Annotated in this window: 15 protein-coding genes; 12 read left to right on the top strand and 3 right to left on the bottom strand. The window is 77.2% G+C overall.

What is annotated here, in order from left to right:
* The first annotated feature begins 42 nt into the window (after positions 1 to 42).
* Complete coding sequence (locus ACI796_RS05455) at positions 43 to 1,071, top strand: methionine synthase (protein WP_456940223.1); 1,029 nt, start codon at positions 43 to 45, stop codon at positions 1,069 to 1,071.
* 58 nt (positions 1,072 to 1,129) lie between these two features.
* Positions 1,130 to 3,280 (top strand): NAD-dependent DNA ligase LigA, encoded by a 2,151-nt coding sequence (ligA, locus tag ACI796_RS05450; RefSeq protein WP_456940222.1) that lies wholly within the window; start codon positions 1,130 to 1,132, stop codon positions 3,278 to 3,280.
* A gap of 3 nt (positions 3,281 to 3,283) precedes the next feature.
* On the opposite strand, the gene ACI796_RS05445 is transcribed toward ligA, so the two are convergent.
* Entirely contained in the window at positions 3,284 to 3,952 is a 669-nt protein-coding gene (locus ACI796_RS05445) for an ACT domain-containing protein (protein ID WP_456940221.1), read from the bottom strand.
* Between the two features lie 185 nt (positions 3,953 to 4,137).
* On the opposite strand from ACI796_RS05445, the gene gatC reads away from it, so the two are divergent.
* Genes gatC through gatB form a run of 4 tightly spaced genes read left to right on the top strand, consistent with a single transcriptional unit; the run spans position 4,138 to position 7,635 of the window.
* A complete protein-coding gene (gatC, locus tag ACI796_RS05440) occupies positions 4,138 to 4,467 on the top strand; it encodes an Asp-tRNA(Asn)/Glu-tRNA(Gln) amidotransferase subunit GatC (RefSeq protein WP_456940220.1) in 330 nt (109 codons plus the stop codon).
* The gene (gene gatA, locus ACI796_RS05435) at positions 4,464 to 5,960 is read left to right on the top strand and encodes an Asp-tRNA(Asn)/Glu-tRNA(Gln) amidotransferase subunit GatA (protein WP_456940219.1); all 1,497 of its coding nucleotides are present in this window, start codon (positions 4,464 to 4,466) and stop codon (positions 5,958 to 5,960) included. The genes gatC and gatA overlap by 4 nt, the downstream gene beginning before the upstream one ends.
* Positions 5,957 to 6,139, top strand: coding sequence for a hypothetical protein (locus ACI796_RS05430; RefSeq protein WP_456940218.1), 183 nt, complete (start codon positions 5,957 to 5,959; stop codon positions 6,137 to 6,139). The genes gatA and ACI796_RS05430 overlap by 4 nt, the downstream gene beginning before the upstream one ends.
* A complete protein-coding gene (gene gatB / locus ACI796_RS05425) occupies positions 6,136 to 7,635 on the top strand; it encodes an Asp-tRNA(Asn)/Glu-tRNA(Gln) amidotransferase subunit GatB (RefSeq protein WP_456940217.1) in 1,500 nt (499 codons plus the stop codon). The genes ACI796_RS05430 and gatB overlap by 4 nt, the downstream gene beginning before the upstream one ends.
* 39 nt (positions 7,636 to 7,674) lie before the next feature.
* Here gatB and ACI796_RS05420 read toward each other — a convergent pair whose 3' ends face one another.
* Entirely contained in the window at positions 7,675 to 8,847 is a 1,173-nt protein-coding gene (locus ACI796_RS05420) for a PQQ-dependent sugar dehydrogenase (RefSeq protein WP_456940216.1), read from the bottom strand.
* Positions 8,848 to 8,980: 133 nt separating this feature from the next.
* Between ACI796_RS05420 and ACI796_RS05415 the strand changes: the two genes are divergently transcribed.
* From ACI796_RS05415 to ACI796_RS05405, 3 genes are read left to right on the top strand one after another with little or no spacing between them, the layout of a single operon-like run.
* Positions 8,981 to 10,369: an NAD(P)/FAD-dependent oxidoreductase gene (locus ACI796_RS05415; RefSeq protein ID WP_456940215.1), complete on the top strand. Its 1,389-nt coding sequence runs from the start codon at positions 8,981 to 8,983 to the stop codon at positions 10,367 to 10,369.
* A gap of 11 nt (positions 10,370 to 10,380) precedes the next feature.
* Complete coding sequence (locus ACI796_RS05410) at positions 10,381 to 11,334, top strand: 2-hydroxyacid dehydrogenase (protein ID WP_456940214.1); 954 nt, start codon at positions 10,381 to 10,383, stop codon at positions 11,332 to 11,334.
* Between the two features lie 17 nt (positions 11,335 to 11,351).
* The gene (locus tag ACI796_RS05405; RefSeq protein WP_456940213.1) at positions 11,352 to 11,732 is read left to right on the top strand and encodes a PH domain-containing protein; all 381 of its coding nucleotides are present in this window, start codon (positions 11,352 to 11,354) and stop codon (positions 11,730 to 11,732) included.
* On the opposite strand, the gene ACI796_RS05400 is transcribed toward ACI796_RS05405, so the two are convergent.
* Complete coding sequence (locus tag ACI796_RS05400) at positions 11,729 to 12,553, bottom strand: helix-turn-helix transcriptional regulator (protein ID WP_456940212.1); 825 nt, start codon at positions 12,551 to 12,553, stop codon at positions 11,729 to 11,731. The two genes, ACI796_RS05405 and ACI796_RS05400, sit on opposite strands and share 4 nt — an antisense overlap.
* Before the next feature lie 79 nt (positions 12,554 to 12,632).
* On the opposite strand from ACI796_RS05400, the gene ilvD reads away from it, so the two are divergent.
* The 3 genes from ilvD (at position 12,633) to ACI796_RS05385 (ending at position 19,846) form a co-directional block, all read left to right on the top strand.
* Positions 12,633 to 14,336: a dihydroxy-acid dehydratase gene (gene ilvD, locus ACI796_RS05395; RefSeq protein WP_456940211.1), complete on the top strand. Its 1,704-nt coding sequence runs from the start codon at positions 12,633 to 12,635 to the stop codon at positions 14,334 to 14,336.
* A 136-nt stretch (positions 14,337 to 14,472) separates the two neighbouring features.
* On the top strand, positions 14,473 to 17,181 hold the full coding sequence (locus ACI796_RS05390) for a putative bifunctional diguanylate cyclase/phosphodiesterase (protein WP_456940210.1): 2,709 nt from the start codon (positions 14,473 to 14,475) through the stop codon (positions 17,179 to 17,181).
* A complete protein-coding gene (locus ACI796_RS05385) occupies positions 17,174 to 19,846 on the top strand; it encodes a putative bifunctional diguanylate cyclase/phosphodiesterase (RefSeq protein ID WP_456940209.1) in 2,673 nt (890 codons plus the stop codon). Before ACI796_RS05390 ends, ACI796_RS05385 begins: the two co-directional genes overlap by 8 nt.
* The last annotated feature ends 199 nt before the right edge of the window (positions 19,847 to 20,045 follow it).

Raw genomic sequence — 20,045 nt, 5'->3', positions numbered from 1 at the left:
CGGGAGGGTGGCCACGGCGGCGGCGGTACTACCGTCGCCGCCGTGGCCACCCCGACCGAGCCCGACCCGACCAGCACCGACCCGAGGCCGGCTCCCGCACCGTGGGGGCCGGCCTCGGGCGTCGGGTCGCTGCCCGGCACCGATCCGGCCGAGGCGCTGCGCGTCGTCCTCGGGGAACTGCCGGGCCTGCCGCACCTGCCCGAGCTGCCCGCCCGCGGCGCGGGCGCCGACCTGCTCGGCCGCAGCGCCGCGCTGCTGGTCGACCTCGCCGTGGACCTCACGCCCGCCGGCTGGCGCCTCGTGCCGCGCCCCGGCCGGGACCTGCGCCGCGCCCAGGAGTTCCTCGCCCGCGACCTCGACGCCCTGCACGACGTCGCCGGCGACCACCGCGGACCGTTCAAGGTGCAGGCCGCGGGGCCGTGGACGCTGGCCGCCGGCCTCGAGCGCGAGCGCGGCGAGCGGGCCGTCGTCGACGCCGGCGCCCGGCGCGACCTCGGGCAGTCGCTGGCCGAGGGCATCGCCGCGCACGTCGCGGCCGTCACCGCACGGGTGCCCGGCGCCCAGGTCGTCGTCCAGCTCGACGAGCCCTCGCTGCCGGCGGTCCTCCAGGGCGCGCTGCCGACGGCGAGCGGCTTCGGCCGGCTGCCCGCCGTCGCCGCCCCCGACGTCGAGGCGGAGCTCGGCGCCGTCGTGGCCGCGCTGCCCGTCCCGGTGGTCGTGCACTGCTGCGCGGACCGGGCGCCGCTGGACCTGCTGCGCGCCACCGGCGCGGCCGGGCTGTCGTTCGACCTCGGGCTGGTCCAGGACCTCGACGCCGTCGGCGCCGCCGTCGAGGCCGGCACCCACCTGCTGCCCGGCGTCGTCCCCGGGACCGACGCGCCGCTGCCGGCGCCGAAGGCCACCGCCTCGCGGCTGCGCGCCTGGTGGCGCGAGCTCGGCTTCCCGGCCGATGCGCTGCACGAGGCGGTCACCCTCACCCCGGCCTGCGGGCTGGCCGGCGCGAGCCCCGCGTACGCGCGGGCGGCGATGGCCCACGTCCGCGAGGCCGCGCGGTACCTGCTGCCCGAGTGACCGACACCCGATCGGGCGGACCGGCACCGGAGTCACACCCGGCGGATACCGTGCCCGCGTGAGCACGGACGCCGAGCTGGACACCCCGCAGGTCCCCGCGGTCGCCGACCGGGAGGACCTCACCGAGGTCCCCGACGACGCGCGCACCCGCCACCGCGACCTCTCCGAGGAGCTCGACCGCTACGCCTTCGCGTACTACGTGCGCGACGAGCCGCTGGTCAGCGACGGCCAGTACGACGAGCTCATGGCCCGGCTCAAGGCCATCGAGGCCGACCACCCGGCGCTGGTGACGCCGGACTCGCCGAGCCAGAAGGTCAACGGCGGGTTCACCGCCACCTTCGCGCCCGTGCAGCACCTCGAGCGCATGCAGAGCCTGGACAACGTGTTCGACGGCGACGAGCTGTCGGCGTGGGCCGGCCGGGTCACCCGCGACGCCGGGGCGGGCGTGCGCTGGCTGTGCGAGCTCAAGGTCGACGGGGTCGCGGTCGCGCTGGTCTACGAGGACGGCCGGCTGGTCCGCGCGGCCACCCGCGGCGACGGGACGACGGGGGAGGACGTCACCCCCAACGTGCGCACGATGGCCGACGTCCCGCAGCAGCTCACCGGCGACGACGTCCCCGCGCTGCTCGAGGTCCGCGGCGAGATCTACTTCCCGACGGCGGCCTTCGCCGACGTCAACGCCGGCATGGTCGAGCAGGGCAAGCCGCCGTTCGCCAACCCGCGCAACGCCGCGGCGGGCTCCCTGCGGCAGAAGGACCCGCGGGTGACCGCCTCCCGGCCGCTGCGGCTGGTGGTGCACGGCCTCGGCGCGCGGCGCGGCTTCGAGCCGGAGCGGCAGTCGGAGGCCTACGAGCGGCTGCGCGCGCTCGGCCTGCCGGTGAGCGACCGGTTCGCGGTGGTCGACGACCTCGAGGCGGCGTGGGCCTACATCGAGCGCTACCGCGAGCAGCGGCACTCGGTGGAGCACGAGATCGACGGCGTCGTGCTCAAGGTGGACCAGGTCGCCCTGCAGCGCCGGCTGGGCTCGACCTCCCGGGCGCCGCGCTGGGCGATCGCGTTCAAGTACCCGCCGGAGGAGGCCACCACCAAGCTCCTCGACATCCGGGTCAACGTCGGCCGCACGGGCCGCGTGACGCCGTTCGCCTACATGGAGCCGGTCAAGGTCGCCGGCTCCACCGTGCAGCTGGCCACGCTGCACAACGCCGGCGAGGTGAAGCGCAAGGGCGTGCTCATCGGTGACACGGTCGTCATCCGCAAGGCCGGCGACGTCATCCCCGAGGTGCTCGGCCCCGTCGTCGCCGCGCGCACCGGCGACGAGACCGAGTTCGTCATGCCGACGCACTGCCCCGAGTGCGGCACCGAGCTGCGGCACGAGAAGGAGGGCGACGCCGACATCCGCTGTCCCAACGCGCGGTCCTGCCCCGCGCAGCTGCGGGAGCGGGTGTTCCACGTCGCCGGGCGCGGGGCCTTCGACATCGAGGTGCTCGGCTACGAGGCCGCGATCGCGCTGCTGGCCGAGCAGCTGCTCGAGGACGAGGGCGACGTCTTCGACCTCACCGAGGACAAGCTGCGCCGCACGTCGTTCTTCACGAAGAAGGACGGCGACCTCTCGGCCAACGGGCAGCGCCTGCTGGCCAACCTGCAGTCGCGCAAGGACGTCCCGCTGTGGCGGGTGCTGGTCGGGCTGTCGATCCGGCACGTCGGCCCGACCGCCGCGCAGGCGCTCGCCCGCGACTTCCGCTCGCTGGACCGGATCGCCGAGGCGTCGGAGGAGGAGCTCGCCGCCGCGGACGGCGTGGGCCCCACCATCGCCCGCTCGGTGCGCGACTGGTTCGCCGTCGACTGGCACCGCGAGGTCGTGGAGAAGTGGCGCCGGGCCGGGGTGAAGCTGGCCGACGCCGGGGAGGACGCCCCGCCCGGGCCGCTGACCGGCGTCACCGTCGTCGTCACCGGGTCGCTGCGGGACTACAGCCGCGACCAGGCGATCGCCGCGATCCAGGAGCGCGGGGGCAAGGTGACCGGCTCGGTGTCGAAGAAGACCGGCTTCGTGGTGGTCGGCGCCGACCCCGGCAGCAAGTACGACAAGGCCGTGCAGGTCAAGGCGCCGGTCCTCGACGACGACGGCCTGCGGGTGCTGCTCGAGGAGGGGCCCGAGGCCGCCCGCGCCGTCGCGACGATCGGCGACGGGAGCGAGCCGGCGGCGGAGTAGGCGCTACGCCGGGGGCAGGTGGGCGACGCTGGCCGCGATCCCGGTGAGGTGGGTCAGCCGCAGCAGCTCCGAGCGGCGGTAGGCGGGCCCGCCCGAGCGCCCCAGGACGACGGCGGTGCGCGGGTCGCCGAAGGGTGCGGCCATCATCTCGACGGCCATCTCCCGCCACCGCTCGGGCAGCCAGTCGTCCTCGCTGGGCAGCAGCCGGGGCGAGGCCAGCGGCATCCACGGCAGCCGCACGCCCTCGAACGCCGGTGCCGCGTCGGAGGCGGCCAGCGCCTCGCAGCCGCCGTCGTCGTCGGCGTGCAGCACAGCCGCCCAGCCGCTGTGGAACACACGCGGCAGCTCGGCGGCCAGCAGCTTGACCGCGGTGCCCTCGGCCGCCCGCGCCAGCCCCTCGAGCAGGTCGAGCTCGCGGTGGGTGTCCAGCGGCCCGGCGAAGGGGCGCAGCGTCTCCACCTGCACGCCGGGCACCGAGTGCACGGCGGTGATCAGGCTGTCGGGCAGCCGGCCGGGCGGGAGATCGACCACGACGTCGTCGACGGCGACGCCGCCGCCGCGCTCGAGCACGTCGACCGAGACGATGTCGACGCCCGCCGTGCCCAGCGCGGTCGCCACCGCGCCGAGCAGGCCGGGGCGGTCGGGCACGACCAGCCGCAGGAGATAGGACACGGGTGCCTCCGCAGGCGACGAGGTGAGCCGATCTCCGTCGATCGTGGTCCGAGCAGCTTCCCGCATGCGCCGCCCGGGGTCGAGCACCGCGCCCGGCCGGACCGGCGCCGCACCCGCCCCACGTACAGTGAACAGGTTGCGTCCCTGGCGCCGGCCGGCGCCGACGACAGGAGTCCTCCCCGAGCATGAGCCCGACCACGCCCGACCGCGGAGCGTCGCCCGCCCTCGGCCGCCAGGACATCGCGCACCTCGCGCGACTGGCCCGGCTGGCCGTCACCGACGAGGAGCTCGACCGCTTCGCCGGCCAGCTGGGCGCGGTCCTCGACTCGGTGGCCCAGGTGCAGCGCGCCGACGTCGAGGACGTCGCCCCGATGACCCACGCCGTCCCGCTGACCAACGTGCTGCGCGACGACGTCGCCACGCCGTGCCTGCCGCGCGACGCCGTCCTGGCCGGCGCGCCCGCCGCCGAGGACGACCGCTTCCGCGTGCCGCGCATCCTGGGGGAGGAGGAGTGAGCGACCTCACCGCGCTGCCGGTCACCGCGCTGCAGAGCGCGCTCGCCGCCGGCGAGACCTCCGCCGTCGAGGTCACCCGCGCCCACCTGGACCGGATCGCCGCCGAGGACGGCGACCTCGGCGCCTACCTGCACGTCGACCCCGAGGCCGCGCTCCGGCGGGCCGGCGAGATCGACGCCTCCGGCACCGCCGGCACGGGGCTGGCCGGCATCCCGGTCGCGCTCAAGGACGTCTTCGTCACCGAGGGCGTGCCCACCACCAGCGGCTCGCGGATCCTCGAGGGCTGGCGCCCGCCGTACTCGGCCACCGTCGCCACCCGGCTGCACGAGGCCGGCACGGTGCTGCTCGGCAAGACCAACATGGACGAGTTCGCGATGGGCTCGTCCACCGAGAACTCCGCCTACCGGGTCACCCGCAACCCGTGGGACCGCGACCGCATCCCCGGCGGCTCGTCGGGCGGCTCCAGCGCCGCGGTCGCCGGCCGGCTCGCCCCGTTCGCGCTCGGCACCGACACCGGCGGCTCGATCCGCCAGCCCGCGGCGGTCACCGGCCTGGTCGGCCACAAGCCCACCTACGGCTCGGTGTCGCGCTACGGCCTGATCGCGTTCTCCTCCAGCCTCGACCAGGCCGGCCCGATGGCCCGCACGGTCATGGACGCCGCCCTGCTGCACGAGGCGATCGGCGGCCACGACCCGGCCGACTCCACCAGCATCGACGCCCCGGTGCCCACCGTCGTCGAGGCCGCCCGCCGCGGCGCCGGCGGCGACCTGTCCGGCCTGCGGGTCGGCGTCGTCCGGGAGCTCGGCGGCGAGGGCGCGCGCGAGGGCTACGACGCCGGCGTGCTCGAGCGGTTCGCCGAGGCGGTCGCGCTGCTGGAGGCGGCCGGCGCCGAGGTGCGCGAGGTGTCCTGCCCGTCGTTCGGGCTCGCGCTGCCGGCGTACTACCTGATCGCGCCGAGCGAGGCGTCGTCGAACCTGGCCCGCTTCGAGGGCATGCGGTTCGGCATCCGGGTCGGCGACGACGGCACCCGCGACATCGACGAGGTCATGGCGCTCACCCGCGAGCAGGGCTTCGGAGCCGAGGTCAAGCGCAGGATCATCCTCGGCACCTACGCGCTGTCGGCGGGCTACTACGACGCCTACTACGGCCAGGCGCAGAAGGTCCGCTCGCTCATCACCCGCGACTTCTCCGCGGCCTTCGACGGCGGCGTCGACGTGCTGGTCAGCCCGACCAGCCCGACGGTGGCCTGGCCGCTGGGCGCCCGCGTCGACGACCCGCTGGCCATGTACGCCGCCGACCTGTGCACGCTGCCCGCGAGCCTGGCCGGCGTCCCGGCCATCTCGGTGCCGTGCGGGCTGTCCGAGGGGCTGCCCGTCGGCCTGCAGGTGATGGCGCCGGCGCTGGCCGACGACCGCTGCTACCGGGTCGCCGCCGCGGTCGAGGCGGCCCAGGGCGCGCCGCTGGCCGACCGGCTCGCGGAGCGTGCCGCGTGACCGGCCCGCTCAAGGTCGCGTGGGGCCTGGTGGCCTTCGTCGTCCTGGCCGGCCTGGTGCTCTGGCTGACCACCGGCCGGGCCGTCTTCGCCGTCTTCATCGTCCTGGGCCTGCTGACCGGCGTCGGTGCCTGGGTCACCGGCCGCAGCACCACCCCGAAGGGAGGGCCCACCCCGTGACCGAGTCCCTCGTCGACTTCGACGACGTCCTCACCCGGTACGAGCCGGTCATCGGCCTGGAGACCCACGTCGAGCTGGGCACCGAGTCGAAGATGTTCTGCGGCTGCTCGACGGCGTTCGGCGCCGAGCCCAACACCCAGACCTGCCCGGTCTGCCTCGGCCTGCCCGGCTCGCTGCCGGTGGCCAACGCCGCCGCCGTCGAGTCGACCATCCGGATCGGCCTGGCGCTGGGCTGCCGGATCGCGTCCTGGTCGCGCTTCGCCCGGAAGAACTACTTCTACCCGGACATCCCCAAGGGCTTCCAGACCAGCCAGTACGACGAGCCGCTGTGCACCGCCGGGCACCTCGACGTCGAGGTGGACGGCGAGACCTACCGCGTGGAGATCGAGCGGGTGCACCTCGAGGAGGACACCGGCAAGAACCTGCACGTCGGCGGCGCCACCGGCCGCATCCACGGCGCCGACCACTCGCTGGTCGACTTCAACCGGGCCGGCATCCCGCTGGTGGAGATCGTCACCCGCCCCGTGGCCGGCGCCGGCGCGAAGGCCCCCGAGGTCGCCCGCGCCTACGTCACCGAGCTGCGCGAGATCATCCAGACCCTCGGCGCCTCGGACGTGCGGATGGAGCAGGGCAGCCTGCGCTGCGACGTCAACACCTCGCTCGCGCCGATCGGCAGCCTGGAGTGGGGCACCCGCACCGAGACCAAGAACGTCAACTCGCTGCGGTCGGTGGAGCGGGCGGTGCGCTACGAGATGCGCCGGCAGGCCGCCGTCCTCGACGCCGGCGGGCGGGTGCTGCAGGAGACCCGGCACTTCCACGAGGACACCGGCAGCACCTCGCCGGGCCGCAGCAAGGAGGAGGCGACCGACTACCGGTACTTCCCCGAGCCGGACCTCGTGCCGCTCGCCCCGGACGCCGAGTGGGTGGAGAAGCTGGCCGCCGGGCTGCCCGAGCTGCCCGCCGCCCGCCGCCGGCGGCTGCAGGAGGAGTGGGGCCTGTCGGCCACCGAGATGACCTGGCTGGTCAACGCCGGGGCGCTCGGGCTGGTCGAGCAGACCGTCGCCGCCGGCGCCACGCCGGCCGACGCGCGCAAGTGGTGGCTGGGCGAGCTCGCCCGCCGGGCCAACGACGCCGGCGTGGAGCTCGCCGACCTCGCCGTCACCCCGGCGCAGGTCGCCGAGCTGACGACGCTGGTCGCCGAGGGGACGGTCAACGACAAGCTGGCCCGGCAGGCGCTCGACGGCGTCCTGGCCGGCGAGGGCGACCCGCGCGCCATCGTCGAGGCCCGCGGCCTGGCGGTGATGGGGGAGTCCGACGAGCTCGTCGCCGCCGTCGAGGCCGCGATCGGCGGTGCCCCCGACGTGGTGGAGAAGGTGCGCTCGGGCAAGGTCCAGGCGCTCGGCGCGCTGGTCGGCCAGGTCATGAAGGCCACCCGCGGCCAGGCCGACGCCCCGACCGTGCGGCGGATGCTCGAGGAGCGCGTCCTCGGCAGCTGAGGCCGGAGCACCCCCGCGGACCTCCGCGGGGGTGCCGCCTCAGACGGGGGAGCTGCCGGTCGACGACGGCGGCAGGATCCGCAGCACCTTGTCGTCGTCCTCGGCGGGGGTGCCGATGCCGTCCCGGTTGGACGTGGTCACCCACAGCCCGCCCTCGCTGTCGAGGACGACCGTGCGCAGCCGGCCGTAGCGGCCGGTGATCAGCTCGGTCGGCTCCTCGCTGACCCCGCCGTCGCCGTCGAGCTGGACGACGTGCACCCGCTGGCCGTCGAGCGCGCCGAGGAACACCGTGGTCCCCGCCGCCGTGCAGCCGCCCAGGCCGCCCTCGGCGTTGCCGACCTCGAGCAGCGGCGCGATCGTCCCGGCGCCCCCGGCCGGCCAGCCGTGGTCGCTGCCCTCGACCAGCTCGTTGAGCTCGTCGGGCCCGGCGGTGGACTCGTCGACGGCGTAGAGCGTGCCCGCCTCGTCGCCGGACGGGCAGACCGCCGTGACGTCGGAGAAGCCGCGGCTGAAGACCGGGCCCGTACCGGTCACGGGCTGGCCGAACACGTCGACGTGCAGCACCTTGCCGCCCAGCGAGGCCGGGTCCTGCGCCAGCGCCGGGTTGCCGGTGTCGCCGGTGCCGACGAACAGGGTGCCGTCGGGGGCGAACACGAGCCCGCCGCCGTTGTGCACCTCGCCGCGGGGGATGCCGGTGAGCACCGGGTTGGGCGTGCCGCCGAGCGGGAAGCGGACGACGCGGTTGTCGGTGGCCGTCGAGACGTAGGCGTAGAACAGCCCGTCCTCGTCGAACGTGGGGGACAGCGCCAGGCCGAGCAGCCCGCCGTCGCCGCCGGTGTCGACGCCGGGCAGGACCATGAGCTCCTGCGCGGGGGACCGGTCGGGGAAGACGTGCAGCAGCCGGCCGGTCTCGCGCTCGCCGACGACCGCGCTGCCGTCGGGCAGCACGACCAGCCCGGTGGGCACGACCAGGTCGGTGGCGACGACGTTCGGGTCCCCGGCGCTGGTGCCGGAGCCGGGGTCCGCGGGGTCGCCGGGCGAGGGCGCCGGGGAGGACTCGGTGGGCGGCGCGACCTCGGGCGGCGCCCCCTCGGGCAGCGGCCGGAAGGGCCCGGCCGGCTCGTAGCCGTCCCCGCCGCAGCCGGCCAGCACGAACGCCAGGGCGACCGCGCAGCCCGCCGCGGCGCGCCGCCGTCCCCGCTGCCGCCTCACCCGCCCCACAGTACGGGCGGAACGCCACCGGCAGCCGCACGCCGGGCGCCGTCCGGCACGCGCGCAGCGCCCCGGAGCGGTGCCCGTCCCCGGTAGGTTGCCGACCTCACCCGGGCGAGCAGCGGAGGCCGGCATGCGCATCGCGGGAGACGGCGGCGGGCGGCCGCGGGTGGTCACGGTCGGCGGCGGCTTCGCCGGGCTCACCGCCCTGCGCCGGCTGCAGCGGCTGCTCCCCGCGGACGCCGCCGACCTGGTCCTGGTCACCCCGACGGACTACCTGCTCTACAGCCCGCTGCTGCCCGAGGTGGCCACCGGCGTGGTCGAGGCGCGGCACATCGCGGTGTCGTTGCGGCGCCTGCTGCCCCGGGTGCGCCTGGTCCTCGGCCGGGTCGAGGACGTCGACCCGGCCGGTCACTCGCTGACCCTGCGGCCCGCGCACGGGAGCCCGACGGCGATGTCGTGGGACCGGCTGCTCCTCACGCCCGGCGCGGTCACCCGCCAGGTGCCGGTCCCCGGGGTCCCCGAGCACGGCCGGGCGCTCAAGACGCTGGTCGAGGCGGTGTTCCTCCGCGACCACCTGCTCGAGCAGCTCGACCTCGCCGACGCCCTGCCCGACACCCCGGCCGGCCGCGCCGAGCGCGCCGCGCGGCTCACCGTGGTCGCCGTCGGCGCGGGCTACACCGGCACCGAGGTGGTCGCCCAGACCCAGCGCTGGCTGCGCCGGATCGAGAGCCGGTGGGACCGCACCCGCGCGGAGGAGGTGCGGTGGGTGCTCGTCGACCTCGCGCCCGCGGTCCTGCCGGAGCTGGGTCCCGAGCTCGGCCGCCGCGCGCTGGACGTGCTCGCCCGCCGCGGGGTCGACGTCCGCCTGCGCACGTCGGTCGTCTCCGCCGACGAGGACGCCGTCGTCCTGACCGACGGCGAGACGATCCCGACCCGCACGCTGGTGTGGGGCGCCGGGGTGGTCGCGCACCCGCTGGTCGGCCGGCTGGGGCTGCCGCTGCGCCGGGGCCGGCTCGCCGTCGACCCCGACCTCGCCGTCCCCGGCGCGGCCGGGGTGTGGGCCGCCGGCGACGCCGCCGCCGTCCCCGACCTCGCCGCCGGGGAGCAGGACGGCGAGCTGCCGGACACCCCGCCGACGGCGCAGCACGCCCAGCGGCAGGGCGCCGTGCTCGGCCGCAACGTGGCCGCCAGCCTGGGCGTCGGGCGGCCCCGCCGGTACCGGCACCGCGACCTCGGCCTGGTCGCCGACCTCGGCGGCTGGGACGCCGTGGCCCGGCCGCTGGGCGTGCCGCTGACCGGGCCGCTGGCCAAGGTCGTCACCCGCGGCTACCACCTCTACGCGCTGCCCGCGATGGCCAACCGGGTCCGGGTCGCGGCCGACTGGCTGTTCCAGACGGTGCTGCCGCCGGAGTCCACCCAGCTGTCGGTGGTCCGGCCCGAGGACGCGCGGATCGCCACCGCGCAGGGGATCGCTCCCCAGGCGGTTCCCGGCCGGGAGGTCGCTGCGGGCGCCTCCTAGGGTCGGGGGCCGTGGCCCCCGAGATCCGCGGCACCGACGTCGTCGGCCCCGACGAGACCCTGACCGTCCTGGTGCCCTCGCGGGCGATGGCCGCGGCGGTGGAGGCGCTGTCCCCGCGGGTGCGCGCGGTCCGCGTCGACCCCTCCGGCGGGCTGCCGGAGGAGGCCGCGCGGGCGCAGGTGTGGGTGCCGCGCAGCGGCGGCGGCCCGGACGACGCCCCGCTCGCCGCCCTCCCGCGGCTGCGGCTGGTCCAGCTGCTCAGCGCCGGCGCCGAGCGCTTCGTCGGCCGGCTGCCCGAGGGCGTCGTGCTGTGCAACGCCCGCGGCGCGCACACGCCGTCGACGGCCGAGTGGGTGCTGGCCGTGACGCTGGCCGCCCAGCGCGGCCTGCCCGAGCTGGTCCGCGCGCAGGACGCCGGCCGGTGGAGCCCGGGCACGTTCTCCTCGCTGGTCGGCGCGCGGGTGCTCGTCGTCGGCGCGGGCGACATCGGCCGCCGGATCGGCGCCATGGTGTCCGGCTTCGACGTCGAGCTCACCTACGTCGCGCGCACCGCCCGCGACGGGGTCCACGGCACCGAGGAGCTGCCGCGGCTGCTGCCCGACGCCGACGTCGTCGTGCTCGTCGTGCCGGTGACCCCGGAGACCACCGGCCTGGTCGACGCCGAGTTCCTCGCCGCGATGAAGGACGGCGCGCTGCTGGTCAACGCCGCCCGCGGGGTCGTCGTCGACACCGACGCGCTGGTGGCCGAGCTGACCGCGGGCCGGCTGCGCGCCGCGCTCGACGTCACCGACCCCGAGCCGCTGCCCGAGGGGCACCCGCTGTGGTCGGCGCCGGGCCTGCTGCTCACCCCGCACGTGGGCGGGGCCGTGCCGCAGACGACCGCCCGCGGGGAGGCCGCCGTGGTCGCGCAGCTGCGCCGGGTGCTGGCCGGGGAGCCCCTGGCCGACGTCGTCGGCGACTACTGACGGGGATCATGGGGGACGTGGCCACCCTCGCGCGCATGCGGCTGAGCCGGGTCGCGCTGCTCCCCGTCGTCTTCCTCGCCGTGTGCGTGCTGCCGTTCGCCGCGGCCTCGCCGTGGGCCGCGCTGGTCCTGCTGCTGCCGCTGCTGGCGGCGGCGTGGGTGCTGCGGGTGGGCGTCGACGTCGACGAGGAGGCGATCACCACGCGCGGGCTGCTCGGCCGGCGCCGGGTGGCCTGGGACGACCTGGCCGGCATCCGCGTGGGCCGCAACGCCCGGCTGGTGCTGGTCACCGCCGGCGGCGGGGAGGTGCGGCTGCCGGTGCTGCGCGCCCGCGACCTGCCCCGGCTGGCCGGCTGGTCCGGCGGCCGCTTCGACGTGCCGGCGCCGCCGGCGGGCTAGCCCGCCAGCGCCCGCAGCCGCCCGGCGCTCTCGCTGCCCTCGGCCGCGGTGTAGACGACCAGCTGCAGCCCGGGGGCGTCGGCGGGCGTGAGCTGGTGGTGCTCGAGCAGCAGACTGCCCACCTCGGGGTGCTCGAAGCGGCGCTCGGCGGAGCTGAACCGGTCGACGTCGTGGCTGGCCCACCCCGCGCGGAACTCCGGGCTGGCCGCCTCGAGCCGGGCGACGAGGTCGACGACCGCCGGGTCGGCCAGCCGCGGGCCCACCTCGGCGCGGAACTGGGTGAGGAACCGCCGGCTGTCCCCGGCCCAGTCCGCCAGCAGCGCCCGCACCGCCGGGTCGGTGAAGACCAGCTCCAACAGGTTGCGCCGGCCCGCGGGGGCGGCCGCCACCCCGGGGTAGAAGCGCTCGTAGGCGCGGTTCCACCCGGCGATCCACCAGTCGGCGGTGATCGCGTAGGCGGGGGAGGGGCCCAGCGCGTCGAGCAGGCGCTGCACGTGCCCGGGCATCCCGCCGGCCGGGTCCGCCGGCACCGCGCCGGCGTGCCCGGTCAGCCGCAGCACGTACCCGGACTCCGCGGGCGACATCCGCAGGGTGCGGGCCAGCGCCTCGACCACCTGGCGGGACGGGCGGATGTCGCGGCCCTGCTCGAGCCACGTGTACCAGGTGTGGCTCACCCCGGACAGCAGCGCGACCTCCTCGCGCCGCAGGCCCGGCGTCCGCCGGGCGCCGCCGCCGGCGGGCAGGCCGGCGCTCTGCGGGTCGACCTGGCGGCGGCGCGAGCGGAGGAACTCGGCCAGCTCCCGTCGGGCGGTGGCGGACACGGCGGCTCCCGGGTGGTGGTGTCGGTACCAGTATCAGCCGCGTCTGGGAGCGCCCCGGGACCGCGCCTACGCTCGCGGCGTGACGACCGTGGACGACCCCCGCACCACCGCCGACGTCAAGCCGCGCAGCCGCGAGGTGACCGACGGCATCACCCGGGCCCCGGCCCGGGCGATGCTGCGCGCCGTCGGCATGGGCGACGACGACTGGGACAAGCCGCAGATCGGCGTGGCCTCGTCGTGGAACGAGATCACCCCGTGCAACCTCTCGCTGGACCGGCTGGCCAAGCGGGCCAAGGAGGGCGTGCACGCCGCCGGCGGGTTCCCGCTGGAGTTCGGCACCATCTCGGTCTCCGACGGCATCTCCATGGGCCACGAGGGCATGCGCGCCTCGCTGGTCAGCCGCGAGGTCATCGCCGACTCGGTGGAGACGGTCATGTTCGCCGAGCGGCTCGACGGCTCGGTCCTGCTCGCCGGCTGCGACAAGTCCCTGCCCGGAATGCTCATGGCCGCCGCGCGGCTGGACCTCGCCAGCGTCTTCCTCTACTCGGGCTCCACGCTGCCGGGGAAGCTCGGCGACCGCGACGACCTGACGATCATCGACGTCTTCGAGGCCGTCGGCGCCTGCGCCCGCGGGCTCATCACCCAGGACGAGCTGGCCGCCGTCGAGCGGGCCGCCTGTCCCGGCATGGGCTCCTGCGGCGGCATGTACACCGCCAACACCATGGCCAGCGTCGCCGAGGCGCTGGGCATGAGCCTGCCCGGCAGCGCCGCTCCGCCGGCGCCCGACAGCCGCCGCGACGCCTTCGCCGTCGCCTCCGGCGAGGCCGTCGTCAACCTGCTGCGCACGGGCATCACCGCGCGGCAGATCATGACCCGCGAGGCGTTCGAGAACGCGATCACCGTGGTCATGGCGCTGGGCGGCTCCACCAACGCCGTCCTGCACCTCATGGCCATCGCGCACGAGGCGCAGGTCGAGCTCACCCTCGACGACTTCAACCGGATCGGCGACCGCACGCCGCACCTCGCCGACGTCAAGCCCTTCGGCCGGTACGTCATGACCGACGTCGACCGCATCGGCGGCGTCCCCGTCGTCCTGCGCGCGCTGCTGGACGCCGGCCTGCTGCACGGCGACACGCTCACCGTGACCGGGAAGACGATGGCCGAGAACCTCGCCGAGATCGCCCCACCGGACCCCGACGGCGCGATCATCCACGCGATGTCCCAGCCCATCCACAGGACCGGCGGCCTGACGATCCTGCACGGCTCGCTGGCGCCCGAGGGCGCGGTGGTGAAGTCGGCCGGCTTCGACCGCGACGTCTTCGAGGGCACCGCCCGGGTGTTCGACGGCGAGCAGGGCGCCATGGACGCGGTCACCGAGGGCACGCTGCAGGCCGGCGACGTCGTCGTCATCCGGTACGAGGGCCCCAAGGGCGGCCCCGGCATGCGGGAGATGCTCGCGGTCACCGGCGCGATCAAGGGCGCGGGCCTGGGCAAGGACGTCCTGCTGCTCACCGACGGCCGGTTCTCCGGCGGCACCACCGGCCTGTGCATCGGCCACGTCGCGCCGGAGGCCACCGAGGGCGGACCGATCGCGCTGGTCCGCGACGGCGACCCGGTCCGGCTGGACCTCACCACCCGCACGCTGGACCTGCTGGTCGGCGACGACGAGCTGGCCCGCCGCCGCCAGGACTGGGCGCCGCTGCCGCCGCGCTACACCACCGGCGTCCTCGGCAAGTACGCCAAGCTGGTCGGCTCCGCGGCGAACGGCGCCATCTGCGGTTGAAGGACCCCGCTGCCCCCCACGCCTCGCGAGCTCGGCGTGGGCCCCTGCAGCGGGGCCGTTCCAGCACGTCACCAGGAGGGGTGAGACCGCCCCCCGGGGCCTGTCCCCGGGGGGCGCCGCTGCCGACACCCCCGGTGTGGACAGGCGGATCGGGTGGCTGCTGGCGTGTGCCGTGCCGGCCGCGGCGGCGTGCGCCCTGGCGGTCGGCGTGCCCGCGCTCGACCCGGTCTCCGACGCCGTCACCGGCCTGGCCGGGCTGCTCACCTCGCTCGCGCTGCTGGCGCTGAGCCGGCCCGGCGACCCCTCCGCCCCGCCGTGGCGGGTGCTCGCCGCCGCCGCGCTGTTCCCCGTCCTCGGCCTGCTGCTGACCACCGCGGCGCGGCCGGACTCCGTGCTGTCCGCGGTGGTGCTGCGCTGGCTGCCCACCGTCCCCGGCTACGTCCTCGTGGTCGTCGCCCTGCTCGGCATGGTCGAGCGGTCCAGCCTGCGGCGCACCTGCCGGCGGACGACGCTCGAGCTCGCCCTCTTCGGCGTCGCCGGGCTCGCCGTCATGCAGTTCCTGCTGGTCGGCCCGGGCAACAGCTGGTCCGCGCTGTCCCTGGGCGCCCGGCTCGTCCTCGGCGCCGCGGTCGTGGCCGCGGCCGCGACCATGGCCGCCGGCCTCACCGTCCTCGGGGCGGTCGAGGCGCACCGCCGGCGCATGGCCGCGGTGCTGCTCGGCGGCCTGGTCCTCCTCTGCGCCGCGCGTGGCACCGCCACCTCCGCGACGCTGCTCGGCGCGCACGAGCTCGTCCCGGTCACCCGCCTGGCCGTCGTCGCCGGCCTGGCGCTGCTGGTCCTCGCCCGCCTGCTCGACCCCGGCACCGGCCCGGACGTGCCCCGCCGCGGCACCGACGGCCGCGCCGACCAGCTGCGCCCGGTGCTGCCGCACCTGGCGCTGGTGGCCGTGGTGGCGCTGGTCGTCGTCCCGCTGGCGCTGGGCACCCGGCCGACCGCGGTCACCCTCGCCGGGGCCCTCGCCTGCGTGGGCCTGGCGGCCGCGCACCGCTGGGTCACCGCCCGCGAGGACCACCAGCGCGGCGCCCGGCTGCGCCGCGACGAGGCCTACTTCCGCAACCTGCTGCACTCCGGCCGCGACGCCGTCCTCGTCCTCGACGCCCGCCTGCGCGTCGGCTGGGTCTCCCCGGCGATGGCCGCGCTGGTCGGCGCCGCGCCGGAGGAGCTCCTCGGCCGCGACGTGCTCTCCGGCGCCGCCGGCCGGCCCGGGACCCTGGAGCCCGCGGACGCCGCCGCGCTGCGCCGGGTGCTCGACGCCGGCACCGACGGCGGCACGGACGGGCTCGTGACGCTGCACGTCCGCGACGCGGGCGGCGCCCGCCGCTGCCTCGAGGTCAGCGTCTCCGACCTGCGCGGCGACCCGGCGGTCGCCTCGGTGGTGCTGCACTGCCGCGACGTGACCGAGCGGGTGGCGCGCGAGCGGGCACTGGAGGAGCTCGCGTTCACCGACGCGCTGACCGGCCTGCCCAACCGGGCCGGCTGGGACGCGGCCCTGGAGCCCGCGACCGCCCGTGCCGGGTCCGCGGTCCTGCTCGTCGAGGTCGCCGGGCTGGACGAGGTCCGCGAGCACGCCGGCCGCGACGCCGTCGCCGCCGTCCTCGTCGAGCTGGGCCGGCGGCTGCGCGCCGCCGTGCGCGGCGACGAGGTCGTCGCCCGGCTCGTCGGCGGCACCTTCGCGGTCCTGGCCGAGGGCGACGGCGACACCGCCGCGCTGCTCGCCGACCGCTGCCTGGCCGTGCTCGAGCAGCCGGTCCCCACCCCCGCCGGCGTCTTCGACCTCACCGCCGCCGTCGGGATCGTCGTGGTCGAGCGGGGGACCGGCGTCGCCGAGGTCGGCGCCCGCGCCGAGCTCGCGGTCGCGGCCGCCCGGGCCTCCCGCTCGGCGCGGGCGACCTGCTGGACGCCGGCGCTCGGCGCGGCCGCCGCCCGCCGGGACCGGCTGCGCGCGGACCTGCCCGGCGCCGCCGGCCGCGGCGAGCTGTGGCTGGCGTTCCAGCCGGTCGTGTCGATGGCCGACAAGCGGGTCTCGGGCGTCGAGGCGCTGCTGCGCTGGCGGCACCCGGAGCTGGGGGAGGTCCCGCCGCGGGAGTTCGTCCCGATCGCCGAGCGGGCCGGGGTCGTCGGCGAGCTGCAGCGCTGGGCGCTGCGGGAGATCACCGCGGCCGCCGCCGTGCTGCCGGACGGCGACGGCGGGCCCCTGCGGATCGGCATGAACGTCTCCGCCGCGCACGTGGCCGAGCGCACCCTCGTCGACGACGTCGCCGGCGCGCTGTCCGCCTCCGGCCTGGCGCCGGAGCGGCTGGTCCTCGAGGTCACCGAGGCGACCGTGCTGGCCGACGGTGACGCCGTGGCCGTCGACGTCGAGGCGCTGCGGCTGATGGGCGTGCACGTGGCCCTGGACGACTTCGGCACCGGCTCCTCGTCGCTGGGCCTGCTCACCCGGCTCCCGGTCGACGTGCTCAAGCTCGACCGGTCCTTCGTCTCCCGCGTCGACCGCGACCGGCAGAGCCGCGCGCTGTGCGAGGCCGTCGTGACCGTCGGCCGGTCCCTGGGGCTGCAGGTCGTCGCCGAGGGCGTCGAGACGCCGGCCCAGCTCGGCGTGCTGCGCGGCCTGGGCGTCGACCAGGCGCAGGGCTTCCTGCTGTCCCGCCCGCTGCCGCTGGCCGACCTCGTGGGGCTGCTGCGCGACGGCGCCGGCCTGCTGTGGCCGGGGCTGGTCGGGCTGTCGGCCGACCCGGTCCCGGCGCCGGCCGAGCCCCCCGCCGTCCGGGCGGGCCGCCGTGGCTGACCGCGCCGCCCGGGCGGTCCACGTCCTGCCGGCGGTCCTCGGCGTCGTCGCCGTCGCCGGCCTGCTCACCGGTGCGCCCGCCTGGCTGGTGCCCGCCGCGCTCGGGGGAGCGTCCGCCGCCTCGGCCGCGGTGCTCGCCGGCTGCGCCGCCCGGCTGCCGGGACGCGCCGGCCGGCCCTGGTGGGCGCTGTCCGCCGCCGGCGCGCTGCTCGCGCTCGGCCAGGCGCTGACCCTCGCCCACCCCGGTCGCGACCTCGCCACCGGCGGCGTCGAGGACCTCCCGACGCTGCTCGGCGTCCCGGTGGCCGTCTCGGCGGCCGTGCTGCTGCTGCCGCCACGGTCGCACCGGCGGCTCGGCAGCCGGGTGCTGCTCGACGGCGTGGTCGTCACCGTCGCCGTCGCCCTGCTCGGCTGCGTGCTGCTCGGCGACCTCGTCGCCCGGACCACCGGGCCCGGCAGCGGCCTGGTCGCGGTCGGCTACCCGCTGGTCGGGGCGCTCCTGTGCGGCATCGGCCTGGTCACCCTCACCGCCGTCGCCGAAGCCCGCCGCCGCGCCGCCGGGTGGCTGCTCGCCGCCTTCGTCGCCATGTCGCTGGTCTCGGTCGCCGGCGCGCTCGGCCGCACGCCGGCGGGCACCGCCCCGGGATGGGGGGTCGTCGTCGTGCTCGGCTGGCTGGCCATGCTCGCCGCCGGCGTGCGCGCCGCCCGGGCCGACGCCGGCGCGCACGCCGCCGCCGACGCCGGCCGCCGCACCCTGCCCCTGCGCGGGGGCGTGCTCGCGCACGGCGCGGCCACCGCCGCGCTCCTCGCGGTCGCCGGCGGCGCCGCCGCCGGCCGTCCGCTGCCCGCGGCCGAGGCCGCCGCCACCGTCGTCCTCGTGCTGCTCACCTCGGCGCGGACGCTGTACTGGGCCGTGGACGCCGCGGCCCTGACCCGCCGCCTGGAGCGGACCGAGGGCTGGTTCCGCGCGCTGGTGCACAGCGGCGACGCCGTGACGCTGGTCCTCGACGGCTCGGGCCGGGTCACCTCGGCGACCGGCCCGGTCACCGAGCGGCTCGGCGTCGCGGAGGAGGACCTGATCGGCCGGGTGCTGCCCGGCCTGCTGCACCCGGCCGACCGGGACCTGCTCGACCGCGTGTCCGCCGCCCTGCGGGACGGCACGCCCGACGGCCTGCCCGCCACCGGCCGGCTGCGCGCCGCCGACGGCACCTGGCGCGACGTCGAGGTCTCCGGCGCCACCCCCGCCGCGGGCCGCCGGTCCGGCGACGGGCTGGTGCTGCACCTGCGCGACGTCACCGAGCGCCGCGCCGGGCAGCGGGAGCTCGAGCGGCTGGCCTACACCGACTCGCTCACCGGGCTGCCCAACCGCGCCCGCTTCATGGCCGCCCTCGACGGCGCCCTGACCCAGGCGTCCCGCGGCCGGCGCTCCTGCGTGCTGCTGCTCGACCTCGACGGCTTCAAGGCGGTCAACGACGTCGCCGGGCACGACGCGGGGGACCGGCTGCTGTGCGAGGTGGCCGACTCGCTGCGCGCCGAGGCCCGCGCCGGGGACCTGGTCGCCCGGCTCGGCGGGGACGAGTTCGCCCTCGTCGTCGACGCCGGCCCCGACGAGGCGCTGGCCCTGGCCGAGCGGCTGGTCGCTCGGCTGGACCGCACGCAGCGGTACGCCGCCCCGGGCGACCCGGAGGGCTCCGGCCCGGTGCTGCGCACCTCCGCCAGTGTCGGCGTCACCGAGGTGGTGGCCGGCGCCGACGCCTCGGCGACCGTCCGGGAGGCCGACCTCGCGCTGCGCACGGTCAAGGCGCAGGGCAAGAACGGCGTCCGGGCGTCGGGGGAGGCGCTGGTGGAGGAGTCCGCCCGGCGCAGCCGGCTGGCCCGCGACCTGCCCGCCGCGATCGAGCGGGGCCAGCTGCGGGTGGTCTACCAGCCGGTCGCCGGCGTGGAGGAGCGCCGCGTCCTCGGCGTCGAGGCCCTGGTGCGCTGGGACCACCCGGTGCTCGGCCCGGTGCCGCCGGAGGAGTTCGTCGGCCTGGCCGAGGAGGACGGGCTGATCGTGCCGCTGCAGCGGTGGGTGCTGCAGACGGCGACCGCCGAGCACGCGCGCCTGGTCGCGCAGGGCCACGACCTCAAGCTCGGCGTCAACATCTCGGTGCGCCACCTGCAGGCCCGCTGCCTGGTCGAGGACGTCACCCGCGCTCTGCAGCGCTCGGGCCTGCCCGCCCGCCTGCTGATGGTCGAGGTCACCGAGAGCGTCCTCATGGACGACGACGAGCGGCTGCTCGCCGAGCTCGCCGAGCTGTCGGCGCTGGGCTGCATCGTCTCCCTCGACGACTTCGGCAAGGGCTACTCGTCGCTGGCCTACCTCGCCCGGCTGCCCGTGCAGGTGCTGAAGATGGACCGCGGCTTCGTGTCCGGCATCGACACCGACCCGCGCGGCGCGGCGCTGGTCGGCAGCGTCGTCGACCTCGGCCGCACGCTCGGCATGGACGTCGTCGCCGAGGGCGTGGAGACCCGCGAGCAGATGGCCGTCCTCACCGCGCTGGGCTGCCGGTTCCTGCAGGGCTGGCTGATCGGCCGTCCCGTCCCCGCGGCCGCCCTGCCGGCGGTGGTCGACGCCTCCGTCCCCGCCCTGCCGAGCGGCCCGGTGCCCGTCGCCGTCCCATGAGACGGACGACACGAGTCCACTGTGTGGGACGGCCTGGTTGACGTCGCGGCGGCCGAGGCGCACAGTGTCCGCGTGCCCTCCGCCTGCCTGCTCCTCGTAGTCGCCTAGCGCGCCGGTCGCCCGACCGACGCGCTACGCCCCTCTGTGCCCGCGGCACGAGGGGTTTTTTGTTGGCACGAGGCCCGGGGCGGGGCCGGCC

This window comes from Geodermatophilus sp. SYSU D00525 (genome assembly GCF_054050475.1).
The sequence above is the reverse complement of the archived record's forward strand: the minus strand, read 5'-3'. Positions and strand labels throughout refer to the sequence as shown.